Source organism: Plantactinospora sp. DSM 117369 (genome assembly GCF_053764795.1).
This window is the reverse complement of sequence record NZ_CM132446.1, coordinates 4,948,539-4,967,430: the sequence shown is the minus strand read 5'-3', so window position 1 is coordinate 4,967,430 and position 18,892 is coordinate 4,948,539. Positions and strand designations below refer to the sequence as shown.

16 protein-coding genes are annotated in these 18,892 nt (G+C 73.8%); 9 read left to right on the top strand and 7 right to left on the bottom strand.

Annotation, left to right across the window (positions count from 1 at the left end; genetic code table 11):
* Positions 1–190: 190 nt before the first annotated feature.
* From lnt to ACSMXO_RS21580, 3 genes are read left to right on the top strand one after another with little or no spacing between them, the layout of a single operon-like run.
* On the top strand, positions 191–1,834 hold the full coding sequence (gene lnt, locus ACSMXO_RS21590; protein WP_455419282.1) for an apolipoprotein N-acyltransferase: 1,644 nt from the start codon (positions 191–193) through the stop codon (positions 1,832–1,834).
* Positions 1,831–2,643, top strand: a complete 813-nt coding sequence (locus ACSMXO_RS21585) for a polyprenol monophosphomannose synthase (RefSeq protein WP_346260756.1) — start codon at positions 1,831–1,833, stop codon at positions 2,641–2,643. The genes lnt and ACSMXO_RS21585 overlap by 4 nt, the downstream gene beginning before the upstream one ends.
* Before the next feature lie 60 nt (positions 2,644–2,703).
* On the top strand, positions 2,704–3,237 hold the full coding sequence (locus ACSMXO_RS21580) for an FxsA family protein (RefSeq protein WP_346260755.1): 534 nt from the start codon (positions 2,704–2,706) through the stop codon (positions 3,235–3,237).
* Between the two features lie 211 nt (positions 3,238–3,448).
* Here ACSMXO_RS21580 and ACSMXO_RS21575 read toward each other — a convergent pair whose 3' ends face one another.
* Entirely contained in the window at positions 3,449–3,790 is a 342-nt protein-coding gene (locus ACSMXO_RS21575) for an RNA polymerase-binding protein RbpA (protein ID WP_101366032.1), read from the bottom strand.
* A 232-nt stretch (positions 3,791–4,022) separates the two neighbouring features.
* A complete protein-coding gene (locus ACSMXO_RS21570; RefSeq protein ID WP_455419115.1) occupies positions 4,023–5,180 on the bottom strand; it encodes a hypothetical protein in 1,158 nt (385 codons plus the stop codon).
* 163 nt (positions 5,181–5,343) lie between these two features.
* Here ACSMXO_RS21570 and ACSMXO_RS21565 point away from each other — a divergent pair, with 163 nt between their 5' ends.
* A complete protein-coding gene (locus tag ACSMXO_RS21565) occupies positions 5,344–6,054 on the top strand; it encodes a class I SAM-dependent methyltransferase (protein ID WP_455419114.1) in 711 nt (236 codons plus the stop codon).
* A 39-nt stretch (positions 6,055–6,093) separates the two neighbouring features.
* Here ACSMXO_RS21565 and ACSMXO_RS21560 read toward each other — a convergent pair whose 3' ends face one another.
* Together ACSMXO_RS21560 and ACSMXO_RS21555 are read right to left on the bottom strand one after the other, a co-directional pair.
* Positions 6,094–7,098 (bottom strand): NAD(P)H-dependent glycerol-3-phosphate dehydrogenase, encoded by a 1,005-nt coding sequence (locus ACSMXO_RS21560; protein ID WP_455419113.1) that lies wholly within the window; start codon positions 7,096–7,098, stop codon positions 6,094–6,096.
* Between the two features lie 127 nt (positions 7,099–7,225).
* On the bottom strand, positions 7,226–7,963 hold the full coding sequence (locus ACSMXO_RS21555; protein ID WP_455419112.1) for a TetR/AcrR family transcriptional regulator: 738 nt from the start codon (positions 7,961–7,963) through the stop codon (positions 7,226–7,228).
* Between the two features lie 85 nt (positions 7,964–8,048).
* Here ACSMXO_RS21555 and ACSMXO_RS21550 point away from each other — a divergent pair, with 85 nt between their 5' ends.
* Both ACSMXO_RS21550 and ACSMXO_RS21545 read left to right on the top strand, forming a co-directional pair.
* A complete protein-coding gene (locus tag ACSMXO_RS21550) occupies positions 8,049–10,466 on the top strand; it encodes a PEP/pyruvate-binding domain-containing protein (protein ID WP_455419111.1) in 2,418 nt (805 codons plus the stop codon).
* Positions 10,467–10,511: 45 nt separating this feature from the next.
* On the top strand, positions 10,512–11,549 hold the full coding sequence (locus ACSMXO_RS21545; protein WP_455419281.1) for an endonuclease/exonuclease/phosphatase family protein: 1,038 nt from the start codon (positions 10,512–10,514) through the stop codon (positions 11,547–11,549).
* Positions 11,550–11,662: 113 nt separating this feature from the next.
* On the opposite strand, the gene ACSMXO_RS21540 is transcribed toward ACSMXO_RS21545, so the two are convergent.
* Positions 11,663–12,613 (bottom strand): helix-turn-helix transcriptional regulator, encoded by a 951-nt coding sequence (locus ACSMXO_RS21540; protein WP_455419110.1) that lies wholly within the window; start codon positions 12,611–12,613, stop codon positions 11,663–11,665.
* 87 nt (positions 12,614–12,700) lie between these two features.
* Here ACSMXO_RS21540 and ACSMXO_RS21535 point away from each other — a divergent pair, with 87 nt between their 5' ends.
* On the top strand, positions 12,701–13,117 hold the full coding sequence (locus tag ACSMXO_RS21535; RefSeq protein ID WP_455419109.1) for a VOC family protein: 417 nt from the start codon (positions 12,701–12,703) through the stop codon (positions 13,115–13,117).
* Between the two features lie 25 nt (positions 13,118–13,142).
* On the opposite strand, the gene ACSMXO_RS21530 is transcribed toward ACSMXO_RS21535, so the two are convergent.
* Both ACSMXO_RS21530 and ACSMXO_RS21525 read right to left on the bottom strand, forming a co-directional pair.
* The gene (locus tag ACSMXO_RS21530; protein ID WP_455419108.1) at positions 13,143–14,315 is read right to left on the bottom strand and encodes a hypothetical protein; all 1,173 of its coding nucleotides are present in this window, start codon (positions 14,313–14,315) and stop codon (positions 13,143–13,145) included.
* Positions 14,316–14,764: 449 nt separating this feature from the next.
* Positions 14,765–15,547, bottom strand: coding sequence for a class I SAM-dependent DNA methyltransferase (locus ACSMXO_RS21525; RefSeq protein ID WP_455419107.1), 783 nt, complete (start codon positions 15,545–15,547; stop codon positions 14,765–14,767).
* An 89-nt stretch (positions 15,548–15,636) separates the two neighbouring features.
* Here ACSMXO_RS21525 and ACSMXO_RS21520 point away from each other — a divergent pair, with 89 nt between their 5' ends.
* Both ACSMXO_RS21520 and ACSMXO_RS21515 read left to right on the top strand, forming a co-directional pair.
* Positions 15,637–16,623 (top strand): zinc-dependent alcohol dehydrogenase, encoded by a 987-nt coding sequence (locus ACSMXO_RS21520; protein WP_346260743.1) that lies wholly within the window; start codon positions 15,637–15,639, stop codon positions 16,621–16,623.
* Between the two features lie 115 nt (positions 16,624–16,738).
* The gene (locus tag ACSMXO_RS21515; RefSeq protein ID WP_455419106.1) at positions 16,739–18,889 is read left to right on the top strand and encodes an MMPL family transporter; all 2,151 of its coding nucleotides are present in this window, start codon (positions 16,739–16,741) and stop codon (positions 18,887–18,889) included.
* Positions 18,890–18,892 lie beyond the last annotated feature (3 nt).

The window sequence follows — 18,892 nt, the reverse complement described above, 5'->3', positions numbered from 1 at the left end:
GGCACGCCGGCACGCCGGCACCCGATTCGGGCCGCATTTCGACTGGTTCGGTGGGTTCGCGGCGCCGGGATTTGATCCGGGAGCGTCGCGGCTGCCGGTCCGGGTGGCCGGGCCGGTAGCCTTCGGCAGGTGGTCTCACCGGCGCCGGGGCCGGTGGCGTTCGAGAAGACGTGAGGCGCGCGTGACAGTGGTGACGGCCGAGCCGACCGAGACTGCCGAGAGCGGGGACCGGCCCGCCGAGCCGGCCGGAAGACCTTTGCCGCTGTGGCTGGCGCTGCCGGCCGCGCTCGGCGCCGGGCTGGTGCTGCTGCTGGCGTTTCCGCCGTACGGGGTGTGGTGGCTGGCGCCGGTCGGGGTGGCGCTGCTGTCGGTGGCGGTGCACCGGCGGCGGATGCGGGCCGGGTTCGGGCTCGGCGCCCTGGCCGGGCTGGCGCTGTTCCTGCCGATGCTGAGCTGGACGAACCTCTACACCGGTAATGTGCCGTGGCTGCTGTTGTCCGGGTTGCAGGCGGCCTATCTGGGGCTGTTGGGGCTGGCGCTGGCGTTCACCGGTCCGCTGGTGGACCGGTTCCGCTGGTCGTGGCCGCTGGTCACCGGGGTGCTGTGGGTGGCGCAGGAGGCGCTGCGCGACCGGACCCCGTTCGGCGGGTTCCCGTGGGGGCGGCTGGCGTTCAGCCAGGGTGACTCGCCGATGCTGCGGCTGGCCGCGTACGGGGGTGCCCCACTGGTCACCTTCGCGGTGGCGGTGGCCGGCGGGCTGCTGGTGGTGGCGGTGTGGCGGCCGTGGCGGGGGCTGCCGGTGGCCGGCTGGCTGCGCGGGGCCGGGTTCGTCGCCGGGGCGGCGGCCCTGGTGGCGGGCGGGCTGCTGGTGCCGCTGGCCGGGCCCGGCTCGGAGACCGCCCGGGTGGCGATCGTGCAGGGCAATGTGCCCCGGATGGGGCTCGACTTCAACGCCCAGCGGCAGGCGGTGCTGGACAACCACGTCAACGCCACCATCGAGCTGGCCGGCCAGGTCGCGCGGGGCGAGGCGGAGCGGCCCGACCTGGTGGTGTGGCCCGAGAACTCCAGCGACGTCGACCCGACCCGCAACGCGTCGGCGGGGCGGCGGATCTCGGATGCGGCGAACGCGATCGGCGCGCCGATCCTGGTCGGGGCGGTGCTGCTCGGCCCGGACAAGGGGCAGGTGCGTAACGCGGGGCTGGTGTGGTTGCCGGGTACCGGCCTGGACGGGTCGCAGATGTACATCAAGCGGCATCCGGTGCCGTTCGCCGAGTACGTGCCGCTGCGGGACATCGCCCGGATGGTCAGCAAGGAGGTCGACCGGGTCCGCAACGACTTCGTGGCCGGCACCGAACCGGGGGTGCTGCGGGTCGGCGGGGTGACGCTGGGCGACGTGATCTGTTTCGAGGTCGCCTACGACGAGGTGGTCCGGGACACCGTGACCGGTGGGGCGCAGGTGCTGGTCGTGCAGACCAACAACGCCACGTTCAACGTGGCGGAGGCCGAGCAGCAGTTGGCGATGGTACGGCTGCGGGCGGTGGAGCACGGCCGGGAGGCGCTGATGGCGTCGACGGTCGGTGTTTCCGGGTTCGTCGGGGCCGATGGGCGGGTAACCGGGGCGACCGGGTTCAACACCAGGGCGGTGGTGACCCGGCAGATGCACCTCGGGGAGGCCCGTACGGTCGCCACCCGGGTCGGCCTGTGGCCGGAGGTGGCGCTGCTGGCCATGGCCGTGGCGGCGCTGGCCGCCGCGACGCTGCTGACCCGTCGGCGTCCGCTTCCCGGGGTCGGTACGGCGACGGCCGGCGACCCGGCGGATGCGGAGGAGCGGTGAATGAGTCGAACGGATCGGATGGGGGCGGGGACGGCTATCCGGGGGTGGGCCGGGTGCTGGTGGTGGTGCCCACCTACAACGAGGCCGACAACATCGGGGTGATCGTCGACCGGGTGCACCGGGCGGCGCCGTCGGTGGAGATCCTGGTCGTCGACGACAACAGTCCGGACGGCACGGGGGCGATCGCGGACCGGATGGCGGAAGCGGACCCCCGGGTGCACGTACTGCACCGGCCCGGCAAGCAGGGTCTCGGTGCCGCGTACGTGGCCGGGTTCGCCTTCGCGGCCGAGCACGGCTACGACGCCGTGGCGGAGATGGACGCCGACGGCTCGCACGCCCCGGAGGAGCTGCCCCGGCTGCTGGACGCGGCCCGGGACGCGGACGTGGTGATCGGGTCGCGCTGGACGCCGGGCGGTCAGGTGGTGAACTGGCCGTGGCACCGGCAGTTGCTGTCCCGGGGCGGCAACCTCTACACCCGGGTGGCGTTGGGGATGCCGCTGTCCGACGCCACCGGCGGGTACCGGGTGTACCGGGTGCCGGCGCTGGCCCGGCTGGACCTCGACTCGATCGCCTCGCAGGGGTACTCGTTCCAGGTGGAGCTCTCCTGGCGGGCGCACCGGGCCGGGCTGCGTACGGTCGAGGTGCCGATCACGTTCGCCGAGCGGGAGCGGGGGACGAGCAAGATGAGTCCGGTGATCATCGGCGAGGCGTTGTGGCGGGTCACGCTCTGGTCGGTGGCGGACCGGCGGGTGGCGCCGGGCCGGTCGCGCCGGGGCGGTACCGGCGACCAGCGGCTCCGCTGGCCGTGACCGGTGGCGTGTCATGCTGGACGTACGGGGTTTGTGGGCCCGACATCCGGATGGGGTGACATGCGCCGAGGGTTGAGGATCGTGCCACTGGCACTGCTGCTGACCGGGATCGTGGAGGTCGCGGTCTTCGTGCTGCTCGGGCGGTGGATCGGGTTCGGCTGGGCGGTCCTGCTGGTGCTGGCCGCCTCGCTGCTCGGGCTGGCCCTGCTGCGCCGGGAGGGGATGCGGGCCTGGCGGGGGCTGCGGGCCGCGGTCGAGGGTGGCCGTCCGCCGGGCAGTGAGGTCAGCGACGGGTTGGTGGGCCTGCTCGCCGGGCTGTTGCTCGCGATTCCCGGTCTGGTTACCGGGCTGGCCGGGCTGTTGCTGACGGTGCCGCTGCTGCGCCGGCTGGTGCGGGGGCAGGTGCAGCGGGTGGCCGAGCGGCGGGTCTCCGCCCAGGTCGCCGGTGATCTGTTCGGGCCGCGTCGGGTGCGGGTCCGGCGGGGTCAGCCGCGACCGGACGTACGCCCGGAGCCCGCCGACACGGCGCCTGGGCCGCCGGCCGCCCCGGGTGGGGCGATCGAGGGCGAGATCGTGGAGCCGCGCCGGCCCTGATGGTCGGTGACCAGGCGCGTCGATGGCCGGTTGAGTCCTCGCCGACCTGCGCCGGGCTCGCGGCCAGTCGTGGTGCCGCGACGGCACCGCGGTGGTGGACGGCCGAGGGGTGCGGTCGGGACGTGTCGGCGGCCTCGGGGTGGCGCCGGAGACAGTACCGCCCCCACGGCGTCGCCGTGGGGGCGGTGGTGTGCTGCCGGCCGGCGACCGGTCAGGCCCGGCCGCGCCGGGTCCGGACCTCTTCGAGCCGTTCGGCGAGAATGCTCTCCAGTTCGGCGATCGAGCGACGCTCCAGCAGCATGTCCCAGTGGGTACGCGGCGGCTTGGCCTTCTTCTGCTCCGGCTCGCTGCCGTCGACCAGCCGGGCGACGCTGCCGTCGAACTTGCATTCCCAGGTCATCGGCACTTCGGCATCGACGGCGAAGGGCACTTCGAACTGGTGGCCCTTGGCGCAGAGGTACTCTCGGGTCTGTCGCGGGGCAAGCTCCGTGTTGCGGTCGGACTCGTAGCTGACTGCTCCCAGACGGCTCCCGCGCAGCATGCGCTCGCCCATGATCGGCTTTCCCCTCGGTCGTGGTGCGTGTTCTTATCGGTGTAACGACAGGTGCCGGGTGGGCGATTCCCGCCGCCCGGCAGAAACGTACAAGTGGTCAAACGCTCCGAGCGTAGCCGGATCTCCTCAACGGTGATCGAGATCACCGGTGTCGGCGGGGAATTGCCGGGATATGTCGCCTTGCTCCGGCTGTCCGATCCGGCCCGGCCGCACCGGGACCGGAAGTCGGCGATCACGGCTCGGGGGCCGGGCCGGCGGGGCGGGATCCGGCGGGTGCCGGACGGCCGGTCGACACGTCGGCGACGGCCCGGGCGCTGAGCCCGGCCAGCGCGGCGGCGAGGTCGCTGACCTGGGTGGAGAGCTGACCGGCCCGGGCCAGGGCCGCGTCCCGGTCGGCTTCCGCCGCCGACAGCCGTCCGGTCAGCGCGTCGAGCCGGGCCTGCACGGCGGTCGCGGTGTCCCGCGCGGCCCGCAGGTCGGCCCGGGTCCGCTCCAGGTCGGCAGTCGCGGTGGCGGCCGTGGACCGGGCCCCGGCGGCGTCGGCGACCGCCCGCTCGGCCTCGGCCCGGAACCGGGCCGCCTCCCCGGCCGCGCTCTCGGCGGCGGTGCGGGCCTCGGCCGCCGCCGCCCGGAACCGTTCCGCCTGGCTGACCGCCTCGGCGGCCGACCGGGCCGCCCGCTCCGACTCGGCCCGGGCCGCGTCCCGGTCCCGGGTCACCTCGGCGAGTTCCCGGGTCAGCTCGGCCAGCCGTCGCCGGTCGGCGTCCGCCTCGGTCCGCAGCGCCCGTAGCTCCCGGCGGGCCGCGTCGCGGTCCTGCTCGGCCTGGGTACGCAGCGCGGCGGCGGCGCTGGCCGCCTGCTGGGCCGCGTCCCGGGCGGCGAGCGCGGCGGCGGTTTCCGCGCTGGCCCGCTCGGCGGTGCGGGCGGCCCGCTCGGCCTCCTCCCGGGCGGCGGCCCGGTCGGCGGCGGCCGCGCTGGCCGCCTGCTGTGCCTGGTGCAGGGTGACCGCCGCTGTCTCGGCGTCCCGGCGCGCCTCGTCCCGTTCGGTCTGCGCCGCCGCGATCTGGTGGGCCGCCTCCGCCCGCACCTCGGCGAGCCGGCGTTCCACCCCGGCCGGGGACAGTTCGGCGTGCAACGCCTCGGCCAGCGCCTCGGTGACCTGGTCGAGCCGGTCGACGACCTCCCAGGTGCGGGCCACCTGACCGGCCAGCCCGGGTGCGTTGCGGTGCCGCATCCGCTGGTTACGGGAGGCCCGCTGGCACGCGCCGTCGTTGTCCCGGCAGTACCGGAACGGCCGGCCCGCCGCCGCCCGCTGCGGTACCGGCCGTCCACAGTGGGCACAGGGCCGGATCTCCGTCGGCGGCTCCGGGGTGGGGGTCTGCTCGTCCATCGCCGGGGAAGTCTAGTGCGGCCCGTCCCCGGCGGTGGCGGGACGGCCGGCCGGGTAAATGCGGTGTCCCGGCCGGCCGGAAGCGGCGATACTGGCGCCTCGCCGGGCCCGGTGCGGCACCCGGCCGTCGCGCGAGGGGCGTAGGGCCCGGTGGAGGAGTCGGATGGCACCGCAACACCCCGACTGGTGGCTCGACGAGCTGGCGCATGCCGGACCCGAGCACCTCGACCCGGCGTACGTCGACGGCTACGACCGCAAGGCCGGTCACGACCCCGAGGCCGACCTGGAGATACTGCGCCGGCACGGGCTGGACGGCAACGCCACGCTGGTCGACCTCGGTGCCGGTACCGGCCGGCTCACCCTGGCCGCCGCGGCGTGTTGCCGGCGGGTGGTCGCGGTGGACGTCTCGGCGGCGATGCTGGCCCGGCTGCGGGCCGGCGCCGAGCGGGCCGGGCTGGACAACGTCGAGGTCGTCCGGGCCGGCTTTCTCAGCTATACCCACCAGGGCCCGCCGGCCGACCTCGTCTACAGCCGGCACGCGCTGCACCAGCTACCGGACTTCTGGAAGGCGGTCGCGCTGACCCGGGTCGCCGGCCTGCTGCGTCCGGGCGGGATCCTGCTGCTGCGGGACCTGATCTACACCTTCGAGCCGGCGCAGGTGGCGGAGCAGTTCGAGACCTGGTTGGCCGGCGCGGCCGGGTCGACCGCCGACGGTTGGACCCGGGCCGAACTCGCCACCCACGTCCGCACCGAGCACAGCACCTTCAGCTGGCTGCTCGAACCGATGCTGGCCAGGGCCGGTTTCCGGGTCGTCGAGGCGAGCCCGAGCCGCGACCCGGCCACGTACGCCAGCTACGTCTGCGTCCGGACCTGACGCCCCGACCGCGGGTGAGCCGGGAACGGGCCGGGGTGGTCAGTGCCGCTCGGGCTTTGCCGAGCGGGCCATCAGCTCCTTCACCGCGACCTGCGGCGACTTTCCGCCACGCACGATGTCGACGACCATCTCGGCGATCGGCATCTCGACGTCGTGCCGGCGGGCGAGGTCCAGGACCGACTCGCAGGAGGTGACGCCCTCCGCCGTCTGCCGGGTCGCCGCGACCGTCTCGGCGACCGTCATGCCCCGGCCGAGGTTGGTGCCGAAGGTCTGGTTGCGGGACAGCGGCGAGGAGCAGGTGGCGACCAGGTCGCCCATGCCGGCCAGGCCGGCGAAGGAGAGCGGGTCGGCGCCCATCGCCAGCCCGAGCCGGGTGGTCTCGGCCAGGCCCCGGGTGATCAGCGACGCCTTGGTGTTGTCGCCGAGGCCGAGACCGCCGGCGATGCCGACCGCCAGCCCGATGACGTTCTTGACCGCGCCGCCGATCTCGCAGCCGACCACGTCGATGTTGGTGTAGGGGCGGTAGTAGCCGGTGTGGCAGGCGGTCTGGAGCCGCCGGGCGACGGCCTCGTCGCGGCAGGCGACGACACTGGCGGCGGGCTGGCGGCGGACGATCTCGGGGGCGAGGTTGGGGCCGGAGACCACCGCGATCCGGTCCGGTCCGGCGCCGGTGACCTCCGCGACGACCTGGCTCATCAGCTTGGCGGTGCCGAGTTCGACGCCCTTCATCAGGCTGACCAGGACACTGTCCGCGGCGATCAGCGGCGCCCAGCTGGTGAGGTTGGCCCGCAGGGTCTGCGACGGCACCGCGAGCACCACGAACTCGGCGCCCTCGGCGGCCTCCGCCGGATCGGCGGTGGCGGTGATGCCGGCCGGCAGCGGGATGCCGGGGAAGTAGTCGGGGTTGGTACCGGTGCGGTTTACGGCGTCGACGAGGTCCGGGCGCCGTCCCCACAGGGTGACCCGACAGCCGGCGTCGGCGAGGATCATCGCGAACGCGGTGCCCCAGGAACCGGCGCCGAACACGGCCATACGGGTGGTCACCGAGCGGCCTCCCTCTTCCGGCGCCGTCCGTCCGCGGCGCGGGTCCGGTCGTAGCGTACGGGGCTGCCGGGGTCGGCCCGTACGGCCGAGTGGGTCGACGGTGGTGCGCCGGGCCGACGTACTCCGGTCATCCGGTGCCGGCGGGCAGATCCGAGCTGGCGCCGCCGGCCGGGGCGACGGGGCTGTCGCCGGCTGGGACGTGACGGTTCTGGCCAGGCGGGTCCTGGCCGGTCCGGTCGTGGCGGTTGTCGCCGGTCCGGTCCGATGTGGAGCCGAACAGCAGCCCGAGGTGGGCGTCGAGAGCGGCGACGGCCTGCTCGCCGGAGTAGTGCTGGCCGAGGACGTGGATGCCGAGCCCGTCGACCAGGGCCAGCAAGCCGGTGGCGGCGTGCACCGGGTCGATCCGCGGCGCCGCCCCGGTGGTCGCCTGCACGGCCCGGATCTGGTCGGCGATGAACGTCCGCATCTGGTCGGCGCTTCCCCGCAGCCCTTCGGCGATGGCCGGCTTGACGGCGGCGTAGGCGAGGAAGGCGAGGGTGACGTGCCCCTCGAGCCGTCGGGGCTCGTCCAGCGGCAGGATCTGGATCATCAGCGTCCGGACGAGTTCGGCGGGGTTGAGAACCCGACCGGCGGCGGTCACCTCGGTGGTGATCCGCTGCACCGCATCGTTCATCACCATGTCGAGGGCGAAGGTCATCATCTCGTCCTTGGTGCGGAAGTAGTGCTGCACCATGCCGGTCGACACCCCGGCCTCGGCCGCCACGTGCCGGAGGCTGACCGCCTCCAGTCCCTGGCTGGCGGCGAGTCGCATCAGGGCGTCGGCGAGCTGCCGGCGGCGGGCGACGTGGTCGGCTCTTCTGGGCACCCCACCACTTTACATTGCAGTCGTATTGACATGGCATGCCGAGCCGGTTACATTTCGGTCGTATTGAAAAAGAGGGGAGGCCCTGGTGAACGTGATCACGCTGGCCGAGACGTCTGCCGGGATGGCAGAACTGGTCGGTGGCAAGGCCGCCGGGCTGGGCGAGCTGATCAGGCTCGGCGAGCGGGTGCCGGACGGCTTCTGCCTGACCACCGCCGCCCACCACCGGGGCGCGATCCCGGAGGCCGAGGTGGCGGCGGCGTACCGGGCGCTGGGGGGTGGGCCGGTCGCGGTCCGGTCCAGCGCCACCGCCGAGGACCTGCCGTACGCGAGCTTCGCCGGCCAACAGGACACCTTCCTCGACGTCACCGGGGTCGACGCACTGCACGAGGCCATCGCCAAGTGCTGGAGTTCACTGCACACCGAGCGGGCCGTCGCCTACCGCGAGGCCAACGACATCGACGGGCGGACCGTCCGGATGGCGGTGGTGGTGCAGCGCATGGTCGACGCGAAGGTCGCCGGAGTGCTGTTCACCGCCAACCCGCTCACCGGCTGCCGTACCGAGATGGTGGTCGACGCCGCCCCCGGGCTCGGCACCGCCGTGGTCGACGGCACCGCCCCGGCCGACCACTACGTCCTGGACGGCACCCGGTACGACGACCACGGCTGCCTCACCCCCGCCCAGCTCGCCGAACTGCACCGGGCGGGCGAGCGGATCCAGGCCCACTTCGGCACCCCGCAGGACGTCGAGTGGGCGATCGACTCCGACGGCACCCTGTGGCTGCTGCAGTCCCGGCCGATCACCACGCTCTTCCCGCTGCCGCCGCCGACCGACCGACCGCAGCCCCGGGTCTACCTGGAGTTCGGGCACGTCCAGGGGATGCTCCGCCCGGTCACCCCGATGGGGATGTCCGCGCTGCGGGTGATCCTGGCCGGCATGCTCGGCTCCTTCGGCATCAGGGCCGAGATCGTCGACATCGGCGGCCGCCTCTACGGCGACCTGACCGACCTGGTCCGCGACCCGGCGACCCGCAAACGACTGGTGAAGCTGATGGCGGTGGACTTCGGCCCGCGCGCCCAGGCGGTGGTCGCGCACCTGCTCACCGATCCCCGGTTCGCGCCCGTGCCCGGCGTCCGGTCCCGCCCGGCCGGTGGTCTCGGCCCGGCGCTGCGTACCGCGCCACGGGCGATCGCCGGGATCGTGGCCGCGCTGGCCCGGCCCGAGGCGGCCCGGGTCCGGCTCTTCGAGGAGATCGACCAGCTCCGGCAGCGGGCCGCCGCCGGGTCGACCGGACCGCGTACCGCGGCCGAACGGCTGGACCTCGTCGAGGCCCAGGACCCGTCGACCCAGTACGACCGGATCGTCTGGCCGGTCGTCGCCGGCATCCTGACCACCGCCCTGCCGGCCGAACTACTCAAGGGGATCGCCAGCCAGGCCGAGATCCACGCCGTACTCGGCGGCATGCCGCACAACATCACCATCGAGATGGACCTGGCGCTGTGGCGGCTCGCCGAGCGGGCCGGCGCACACCGCGACCTGCTCTGCACGACACCGCCGGAGGAACTCGCCGCGCGGTACCGGGCCGGCACCCTGCCGGAGATCGGACTGTCCGCGTTCCTCGACACGTACGGGCACCGGGCCGCCGCCGAGGTCGACCTCGGGGTACCCCGCTGGGCCGAGGACCCGACCCCGGTCTTCGCCTCGATCGCGAACTACTTGCGGGTCACCGACCCGGAGCAGGCGCCGGACCGGCGGTTCGCCCGGGCCGCCGCCGACGCCGAGGCGGCACTCGCCGCACTCGTCCGCCGGGTCCGTCGCCGCCGACCGGTCCGGGGCCGGCTCGCCGGGTTCCTGCTGCGCCGGGCGCGGGTGCTGGCCGGGCTGCGGGAGGCCGGCAAGTTCGCCGGGCTGTATCCGCTGCGGGAGAACCGCCGGCAGTTGCTGCTGGTCGGCGCGGAACTGGCCGACGGCGGGCGGTTGGCGCAGGCCGACGACATCATGTTCCTGACCATCCCGGAGGCGCGTGCCGCCGTGTGCGACGGAGTCGACCAGCGGGCGCTGGTCGCGCAGCGCCGGGCGACGTACCGGCGGGAGTTGCGTCGCCGGCACGTACCGGTCGCGGTGCTCTCCGACGGCACCGACGTCGAGGTCGCGCTCGCCCCGGCCACCGCCGTCGCACCCGACGCCCTGCGCGGCGTCGGCGCCGCCCCGGGCACGGCGACCGGCCCGGCCCGGGTGGTGCACGATCCGGCGACCGCACGTGTCGAGCCCGGCGAGATCCTCGTCGCCCCGACCACCGATCCCGGCTGGACGCCGCTGTTCCTGACCGCCGGGGGACTGGTGACCGAGACCGGCGCGCCGATGGCACACGGCCCGACCGTGGCCCGGGAGTACGGCATCCCCGCCGTCATCTGCGTCCCCGGCGCCACCGATACGATCAGAACCGGTCAGGTCATCACCGTCGACGGCGCCGCCGGGACGGTGACGGTGGACCGGGGACGGTAGGCGGTCGGCACCGTCCTACTCGGACTGCCTGTCGGCCCACCCGTGATGCGGTCGCGGGCCGGTCGGCGACAACGGGAGGGGCGAGAGACCCTGAACGACGAGCCGACGACGGTCCGGCGACCGCAACGGCGGCGCTGGGGCGTCGACGCGCGTGGCCGGTCGGCCTGGCGGCGCGGGTGGCTGCCCGCCGCCCTGGCCCTACTGGTCGCCCTGTCGTTGGCCGGCCACGCCCTGCTGCCCAACCGGATCGGCCGGCTGGGCAGCCTGCTGGAGACCTTCCTGCCCTGGCTCGGAGCCGCCGTTCCGGTACTGCTGGTGCTGGCGCTGCTGCGCCGTTCGCTCGCCGCTCTGGTCGCGCTGGTCTTGCCCACCACCGCCTGGCTCGGGCTGTTCGGCGGGGCGCTGCTGCCCGGGGACGGCTCCGGCGCGGGCATCACGGTGGTCCAGCACAACGTCAGCGACACCAATCCCGATCCGGCGGGCACGGCCGGCGCGCTGGCAAGGGCCCGGGCCGACCTGATCGGAATGCAGGAACTGACCACACCTGCGCTGTCGGCGTACGCGACGGTGCTGGGCCGGGACTATCCGTACCGTTCGGTGCACGGCACCGTCGGCCTCTGGTCGCGGTATCCACTGCTGGACGACCGGCCGCTGGACATCAGACCGGCCGGGTTCGGTCCGGACTGGAACCGGGGGCTGCGGGCCACCGCCCGGATGCCTGGCGGCGACGTCGCCGTCTACGTGGCGCACCTGCCGTCGGTGCGGTTCGGCCTGCCGGACGGTTTCGGCACCGCGCGGCGCGACGAGAGTGCCCGGCTGCTGGCCAGGGCGATCGACGCCGAACCGCTGGCGGCGGTGATCCTGATCGGTGACCTCAACAGCACGGTGCACGACCGGGGGCTGGCACCGGTCAGCGAGCTGCTGCCGTCGACCGGCGCGGCCTTCCCGTTCAGTTGGCCGACCGCGTCGCCGGTCGCCCGGATCGACCAGGTGATGGCCCGGTCCGCGACCGTCACGGACCTGTGGGCACTGCCGGCCACCGACAGCGACCACCTGCCGATCGCCGCCCGCCTCAGCCTCTAGCCGGTGCGGCCGGGCGGCATCCGGCCAGCCGGGCTGGGCAGGCCGCGCGGCCGGGCGCGATCCGGGCGGCGGTGCCGGTGACGGTCCGTGGTGGTCGGCAGCGGCGGCGACGGTCAGCCGTCGGCGGAGTAGCGGGCGGCGAGTTCGGTGCCGATCCGGGCCAGCTCGGCCCGGACCGACGGTGGTTCGAGTACCTCGACCAGGGCGCCCCAGCCGGCCAGATGGCGGGCGATGTCCAGCGCGGTGGGTGCGGCGAGCCGGACCCGGGCACGCCCGTCGCCCTGCTCGTCGTCGGGACGGCAGTGCCGGCCGAACTGGTCGCGCAGCACCGGCAGGTACCGGGGCTCGACGAGTACCGTCGCCCAGGTCCGGGAACGCCGCTGCTCCACCTCACCGACCACCGCGCCCCAGGCGGCGCCGAGGGTGAAGCCGTCCGGGCGTTCGGCGGGCTGTTCGGTCGGCTCGGCCTCGACGATCCGGTCGATCCGGAAGGTGCGCTGCCCCAGCTCCGTGCCGGCCAGCAGATACCAGACGTCGTCCTTGTCGACGAGTCCCCACGGGTCGACCAGCCGTTCGGAGCGTTTCCGGTCGCCGCCGACATAGCTCAGCCGGACCTTCCGACGGCGGATCACGGCCGTCTGGAGCAGGTCGACCAGTTCGGGGCGCGGCCGGTCCCGGCCGCTCCACCGGGTCCGGTCGACCACGGTGGCGCCGGCCGCCGCCTCGGCCTCGGCCCGGAAGGTCTGCGGCAGTGCCCGGACGAGCTTGCGTAGCGCCGCGCGGGCCTCGTCCGAGCCGGCCGCCGCCGGACCGACGAGCAGGAACAGGGCCCGCGCCTCCGCCGAGGACAGGCCGGTGAGGTCGGTACGGGCGCCGCCGACCAGCGACCAGCCGCCGTTGCGGCCGGGCTGCGGATACACCGGCACCCCGGCGGTGCCCAGCGCCGCCAGGTCACGGCGGGCGGTGGCCACCGAGATCTCCAACTCCTCGGCCAGCTCGGCGGCGGTCACCCGACCCCGGGCCTGCATCAGCAGCAGGGCGGCGACGAGACGGTCGGCGCGCATGCCAGCATCCTGCCGGAAAAAGTGCTCAATCGGTGCGCACTTTTCCTCGGAGGATGGACCTTGTCACCGACCGGAAGGAAAAATGTCATGTTGCGTGGACTCACCACCGTCACCCTTTTCGCCGACGACGTCACGGCAGCTCGGAACTGGTACGCGGAACTGCTCGGCGTCGAGGCGTACTTCGTGCGCCCGACCGAGGGGGCACCGGCGTACGTAGAGTTCCGGATCGGCGACTACCTGCACGAACTCGGCATCCTCGACAGCCGGTACGCCCCGCACGGCCACCCGGACCAGGTCGGCGGTGCGATCGTCCACTGGCACGTCGACGACATCCAGGCCAGCTTCGACCGGCTGCTGTCCCTGGGCGCCACCGTGCACGAGAAGCCGGTCGAGCGCGGCCCCGGCTTCGTCACCGCGTCCGTGGTCGACCCGTTCGGCAACCTCCTCGGCATCATGTACAACGAGCACTACCTGGAGGTGCTCCGGTCCGGGACGGGCCGGTAACGGCGGGTACGCCGCGTCGGGACAGTCAGTCCAGCCAGCGGATGCGCCGGAGGACTTCCCCGGCGATGTCGGGCACGGGTCGGCCGTCCGTGTCGACGCGCAGGTCGCCGAGCGTCGCCGCCTCCAGGGCTTCCGCCTCGGCGGTCGCCTCGTCGGCGACCTGACGCAGCCGTGCCGCCGGCCGCCCCTTCAGGTCGTCGCCCGCGATCAGCGGACCCTGGCCCTGACCCCGGAGCAGGATCCGTTCGGTCAGCGAGTCGCGGCCGGCGTGCAGCCGGCACAGTGTGATCCGCACCGACGGCAGCGCTTCCCGGTACGTCCGCACGGCCTCGTCGTCGCCGACCGGACCGACCACGATCATGCGTCGCAGACCGGTGGCCCGGTAGGTCTGCCAGACAGCGGCGAGATTGCTCGCCCGGAGCGGATGGTTCCGGGGCGACTGGGCACCGGCGGGGCGGTAGAAGCCGATCTGGTCGAGGTCGACGAACGCGGCACGCCTCCCGGCGTTGCTGACAGTCGTGTAGATCTCCCAACCGACCGTGGACTTGCCGACCCCGGTCGCGCCGCACAGCCACAGGATCTCGCCCGGACCGGCGGGGTACCTCGGGTAGAGCCCGGCCGGGTCCGCGGCCGTTGCTGCACCCGTACCGGTCGGCGTCGGCCAGCCGCCGGTCTCGGCCAGCACCAGCTTGAGAACGTCGGTGACACTCCGGCCCGTCGTGTCGACGCAGAGGCCGGTCGGGTGGTTGCGGTCCAGCTCATCCGCGTACTCCAGCACCTGGTCGGCGGCGGCGTCCCCGGCCCGGCCACGGCCGGCCAGCCGCTGCCGCAGCTCGTACGGCTCGACACGCAGCCGGCACGGCGTCAGCGCCAGGTGCGGGAGCAGGTCGACGTCGATCCCACGGACGGCGTCGACGACTCCCGAGGCGACGAGGCAGCGGGCGCCGGCGGCCCGGACGTTCGCCGCCACCAGGTTGAGGTTGCGGGCCTGCCGCCGGTGCCGACCCGGGTCGGAGGCCGGCTCCGGGGCCCAGTTGTCCGGCGTCGGCTGGGCGTAACACATGCCCAACTGGTCGAGGTCGACGTAGCCGGTGGGCATCCGGCGGGAGAGCTGGGTGAACAGCTCCCAGGCGACGGTGGACTTCCCGACAGCGGGCGGCCCGTAGAGCCACAGCACCGGCAGCGGTGCCGCACTCATCGGCGGGCTCGCCACCGTGCCGACGGCGGCACCATGGCTCGGGTCATGGTCGCGAGTATCGTGACCGCCTGCGGCCAGGTCGACCGAATATCCGGTAGGCGGCCGGCGTCGGCGCCGCGCACCCCTGGCGTCCACCGTGCACCGTGCTCGACCGGGGCGGCTGTCGGTACGGCGCGCGGACGCCGATGCCGGCACAGGTCAGGTGCGGCGGTTGTGGGTGCCGGGGATGTAGCCGAAGGCGCGCTGGAAGACGTCAATGAAGGCGCTGCCGGGGCGCATCCCGCCACCGACCGGCCTGAGCCGCCGGCATTTGAAGGCTTCACCACGCTGCCCTGCTGATCTCGCGGATAAGATCGCGATCGAGGCGACCGCCTGCCGGGCCTGATCATGGACGACTACGGCACCTCGGGCACCGGCACGGTCGGCGCGGTCAGGGCGCGCGACTTCAGCTAGAGGTTCGGCGCGTCCGCAGCCACCGGCGAGCTGCTGAGGCGGTCGGGTGGGAGGCGGTAGACGGAGACGTGGGACCGGGATTCGGCGGTGAACTCGGAGCCGGTCCAGTCCGCGTGCCTGGACTCCAACTCGAAGCTGGCCAACTGTGCCATGAGATCCAATTCGGCGGGCCAGACGTAGCGGTGCGGACTGCGGAACACACGTGCGTGTCGACCGTCGTCGAACCGGAAGTGGTGCGACACCACCTGCTGCCGCAGGAGGTCGTAGGTGTCCAGACCGACGTAGCCAGTTTCGGTCCCGGAGACGACCGCCTGCTGACCCGGTGGGAGTTTGCGCAGCTCAGGCACCCAGAGCTCGATGACGAACCGACCACCGGGCAGCAGGTGACGGGCGGCGTTGCGGAAGCATGCGACCTGCTCGGCCTGGGAGAGCAGGTTCGAGATGCCGTTGTAGACGAGGTAGACGAGGGTGTGCTTCCCACCGGTGACGGCGGTGGCCATGTCTCCGACCACGACCGGGATCGTCGTCTCGTCGACCTTGGTACGCAGTTGCTCCACCATCGCGGGGGACAGTTCGATGCCGGTGACCGGTACGCCGCGCTCGGCGAGCGGAACGGCCACCCGCCCGGTGCCGATGGCGAACTCCAGCGCCGGTCCGGCACCGGCAAGTTCGGCGAGGCGGTCCACGACGGGCCCGAGGACCTCGGGTGCGAACATCCCCCTGCCGGGAGTGTCGTAACGCTGGGCGACGTCGGCGTCCCAGATCTCCTCCTGCCGCATCTGGCCACAATCGTGGCCCTGTCCATGCGCTGTCCACCGAATTTGCGGGGTCAGCCGCGACCGGGAACGTATCCAATCAGGAGGTCACCATGCCGGACGGCTTTCTTTCGGCGCGACTCGTCGGGGCTGGCGACGTCCGGGTGGTCAGCGAGAACCGGCCGGTGCCGGGCGAGGGGGAGTGGCTGGTCGAGGTGACCTCGGTCGGGTTGTGCGGGTCGGACCTGCACTGGTTCACCGAGGGGTCGATCGGCGACGTCAGGCTGGCCCGCCCGCTGGTGCTGGGCCACGAGATGGCCGGGGTGGTGCGGGGCGGGCCCGCCGACGGTACGCGGGTCGCGATCGACCCGGCCGTACCCTGCGAATCCTGCCCCGAATGCGCGCGCGGTGACGGCAACCTGTGTACAGACGTGGTCTTCGCCGGGCACGGCGGGTGTGACGGCGGGCTGCGGCAACTCATGGCGTGGCCCAGCGACCGGCTCGTACCGCTGCCCGACTCGCTCTCCGACGACGAGGGCGCGCTGCTGGAACCGCTCGGCGTCGCCGTGCACGCCCTGGACCTCGGGCACCTGCGCGTGGCCAACACGGTCGGGGTGGTCGGGTGCGGGCCGATCGGGCTGTTTCTGGTGCAGCTCGCGCGGCTGGCCGGCGCCACCCGGGTGCTGGCCGCCGACCCGCTACCGCACCGGCTGGAGGCGGCCGTGACGTTCGGCGCCGAGCCGATCACCGACGCCGAGCAGAGCGCCGCCGACGTGGTCTTCGAGGTCGGCGGCACGGACGGCGCGGTGGACGCGTCGCTGCGGCTGGCCCGGCCCGGCGCGCGGGTGGTGCTGGTCGGCATCCCGGACGGCGACCGCACGTCGTTCTCTGCCTCGGTCGCCCGCCGCAAGGGCCTGACCCTGGTGATGTCCCGCCGGATGGGCGAGGTCTATCCGCGCGCGATTGCCCTGGCCACCAGCGGCCGGCTGGATCTGTCGTCACTGGTCACCGGGGCGTACCCGCTCAGCGACATCGACGCGGCACTGTCCGCCGCGGTGGCCCGGACGGGCCTCAAGGTGGTCGTCCACCCCCAGGGCTGAGACGCGCCCGTCCGGGATCGACCGTCAGGCAACCGTCAGGTTCGCCGACGCCGGACCGTCAGGCACGGGCGGTGTGCTGAGGCTCCTTGACCCACGACCACGGGAGTCTGCCGTCATGGCCGCATTGCTCTACCGGCTCGGCGCCTGGACCTATCGGCGCCGCCGGACCGTCCTGGTGGCCTGGCTGGCCATGCTCGTCGCCGTCGGGGCGCTCGCCGGCACCGCCGGTGGCTCCTACGAGGACGACTTCTCGATCCCCGGCTCGCGCGCCCAGCGGACCCTGGACACCGTCGCCGAGCAGTTCCCCGCCGCGGCGGGCACCTCCGCGCAGGTGGTGTTCGTCGCCCCCGCCGGCCACCAGGTCACCGAGCACCGAGTCGTCATCGAGCGGACCCTCGCCGCCGCCGCGAAGGCGCCGCAGGTGGCCGGGGTGGTGGACCCGTTCGCCGCGAAGACGGTCTCGCCGGACGGTCGCGTCGCCCTGGCCATCGTGGACTATCAGCAGAAGCGCGCCCGGCTGGAGGGCGGCTCCCTCGAAGCGCTGGAGGACGTGGTCCGACCGGCCCGCGAGGCTGGGCTGCGGGTGGAGGTCGGCGGGCCGGCGTACGCCGACAGCTCCGGCGACGGTGGCCAGGGCACCGAGGCCGCCGGCCTGCTGATCGCGCTGGTCGTCCTCGTCATCACCTTCGGTTCCCTGGTGGCGGCCGGACTGCCTCTGCTCACCGCCCTGCTCGGAGTCGGGGCCACCGTCGCCGGCCTGGCCACGGCCGCGGGCATGCTGACGCTGCCGACGACCGCGCCGGCCCTGGCCCTCATGCTCGGGCTGGCGGTCGGCATCGACTACGCGCTGTTCATCGTCGCGCGGCACCGGTCGCAGTTGGCGTCCGGCATGCCCGTGGCCGAGTCCGCGGCCCGGGCGATCGGCACGGCCGGCGCCGCCGTGGTGTTCGCCGGCCTCACCGTGGTGATCGCCCTGGCCGGGCTGACCATCGTCCGGATACCGTTTCTGACCGCGATGGGACTGGCCGCGGCCGCCGCCGTGATCGTCGCGGTGCTGGTCGCGATCACTCTGATCCCGGCGGTGCTGGGCTTCGCCGGGGACCGGCTGCGCCCGAGGCCCGGCTCGCGGGCCGTCCGGCGCGAGGCCGTGGATGCCCGGCCCACCATGGGCGCGCGCTGGGTCCGGCTGGTCACCCGCCGGCCGCTGGTCACGACCCTCGCTGTCGTCGCGGCGCTCGGCGTCATGGCCGTACCGGCGGCAGGGTTGCGGCTCGCGCTCACCGACAGCGGTTCCGCTCCGGCGGCCAGCACGCAGCGGCAGGCGTACGACCTGACAGCCGCCGCGTTCGGGCCGGGCTTCAACGGCCCGCTGCTGGTCCTGGCCGACCTGAAGAACGAAGGCGACAATCGGGCCGCCGCCACGGCGCTGGCCGAGCGGCTCGGCACGGTCGACGGGGTGGCCGCCGTCGGCCGCCCGCAACTGTCCGCCAACGGCCGGTACGCGCTGCTGACGGTGATCCCCGAGACCGGGTCGCAGGACGAACGTACCGAGCGGCTGGTGACCGGCATCGAGACCGCGGGCGGGGGGTCCGTGTCGGTCACCGGCGTGACCGCCATCGGCATCGACATCTCCGAGCTGCTGAACGCCTCGCTCGTACCCTTTGCTCTGGTCGTCGTGGGTCTGGCCTTTCTGCTGCTGATGGTGGCCTTCCGGTCGCTGGTGGTACCGCTGAAGGCGACGCTGGGGTTCCTGCTGTCGGTCGGCGCGACGCTGGGCGCGGTGGTCGCGGTGTTCCAGTGGGGGTGGCTCGCCGATCTGATCGGGGTCTCGCGCACCGGGCCGGTGATCAGCTTCATGCCGATCATCCTCATGGCGGTGCTGTTCGGCCTGGCAATGGACTACGAGGTCTTCCTGGTCAGCCGCATGCACGAGGAGTACGCCCACCGCGCCGACCCGCAACGCGCGGTCGCCCAGGGGTTCCGGGCCTCGGCACGCGTGGTCGCGGCGGCCGCCCTGATCATGATTTCGGTCTTCGCGAGCTTCATTCCGGACGGCGACGCCACGCTGAAGCCCATCGCCTTCGCGCTCACGGTGGGCGTCCTGCTGGATGCGTTCCTGATCCGGATGACGCTCGTGCCGGCGGTGCTGGCGCTGACCCGGCACCGCGCCTGGTGGCTGCCGCGGTGGCTCGATCGGGTGCTGCCGAACCTGGATGTGGAGGGCACGCAGCTCGGCCGGCGCGCTTCCGTCGTGATGGTGAGATAGAGA

Bases quoted from the DNA above. Each gene is read 5' to 3' on its own strand.
- ACSMXO_RS21535 (WP_455419109.1), top strand. From the start codon at position 12,701: ATGTTGCGTGGACTCACCACCGTCACCCTTTTCGCCGACGACGTCACG.
- ACSMXO_RS21570 (WP_455419115.1), bottom strand. From the start codon at position 5,180: ATGGACGAGCAGACCCCCACCCCGGAGCCGCCGACGGAGATCCGGCCC.
- ACSMXO_RS21575 (WP_101366032.1), bottom strand. From the start codon at position 3,790: ATGGGCGAGCGCATGCTGCGCGGGAGCCGTCTGGGAGCAGTCAGCTAC.
- ACSMXO_RS21530 (WP_455419108.1), bottom strand. From the start codon at position 14,315: ATGAGTGCGGCACCGCTGCCGGTGCTGTGGCTCTACGGGCCGCCCGCT.
- ACSMXO_RS21565 (WP_455419114.1), top strand. From the start codon at position 5,344: ATGGCACCGCAACACCCCGACTGGTGGCTCGACGAGCTGGCGCATGCC.
- ACSMXO_RS21580 (WP_346260755.1), top strand. From the start codon at position 2,704: ATGCGCCGAGGGTTGAGGATCGTGCCACTGGCACTGCTGCTGACCGGG.
- ACSMXO_RS21540 (WP_455419110.1), bottom strand. From the start codon at position 12,613: ATGCGCGCCGACCGTCTCGTCGCCGCCCTGCTGCTGATGCAGGCCCGG.
- ACSMXO_RS21525 (WP_455419107.1), bottom strand. From the start codon at position 15,547: ATGCGGCAGGAGGAGATCTGGGACGCCGACGTCGCCCAGCGTTACGAC.
- ACSMXO_RS21520 (WP_346260743.1), top strand. From the start codon at position 15,637: ATGCCGGACGGCTTTCTTTCGGCGCGACTCGTCGGGGCTGGCGACGTC.
- ACSMXO_RS21545 (WP_455419281.1), top strand. From the start codon at position 10,512: ATGCGGTCGCGGGCCGGTCGGCGACAACGGGAGGGGCGAGAGACCCTG.
- ACSMXO_RS21515 (WP_455419106.1), top strand. From the start codon at position 16,739: ATGGCCGCATTGCTCTACCGGCTCGGCGCCTGGACCTATCGGCGCCGC.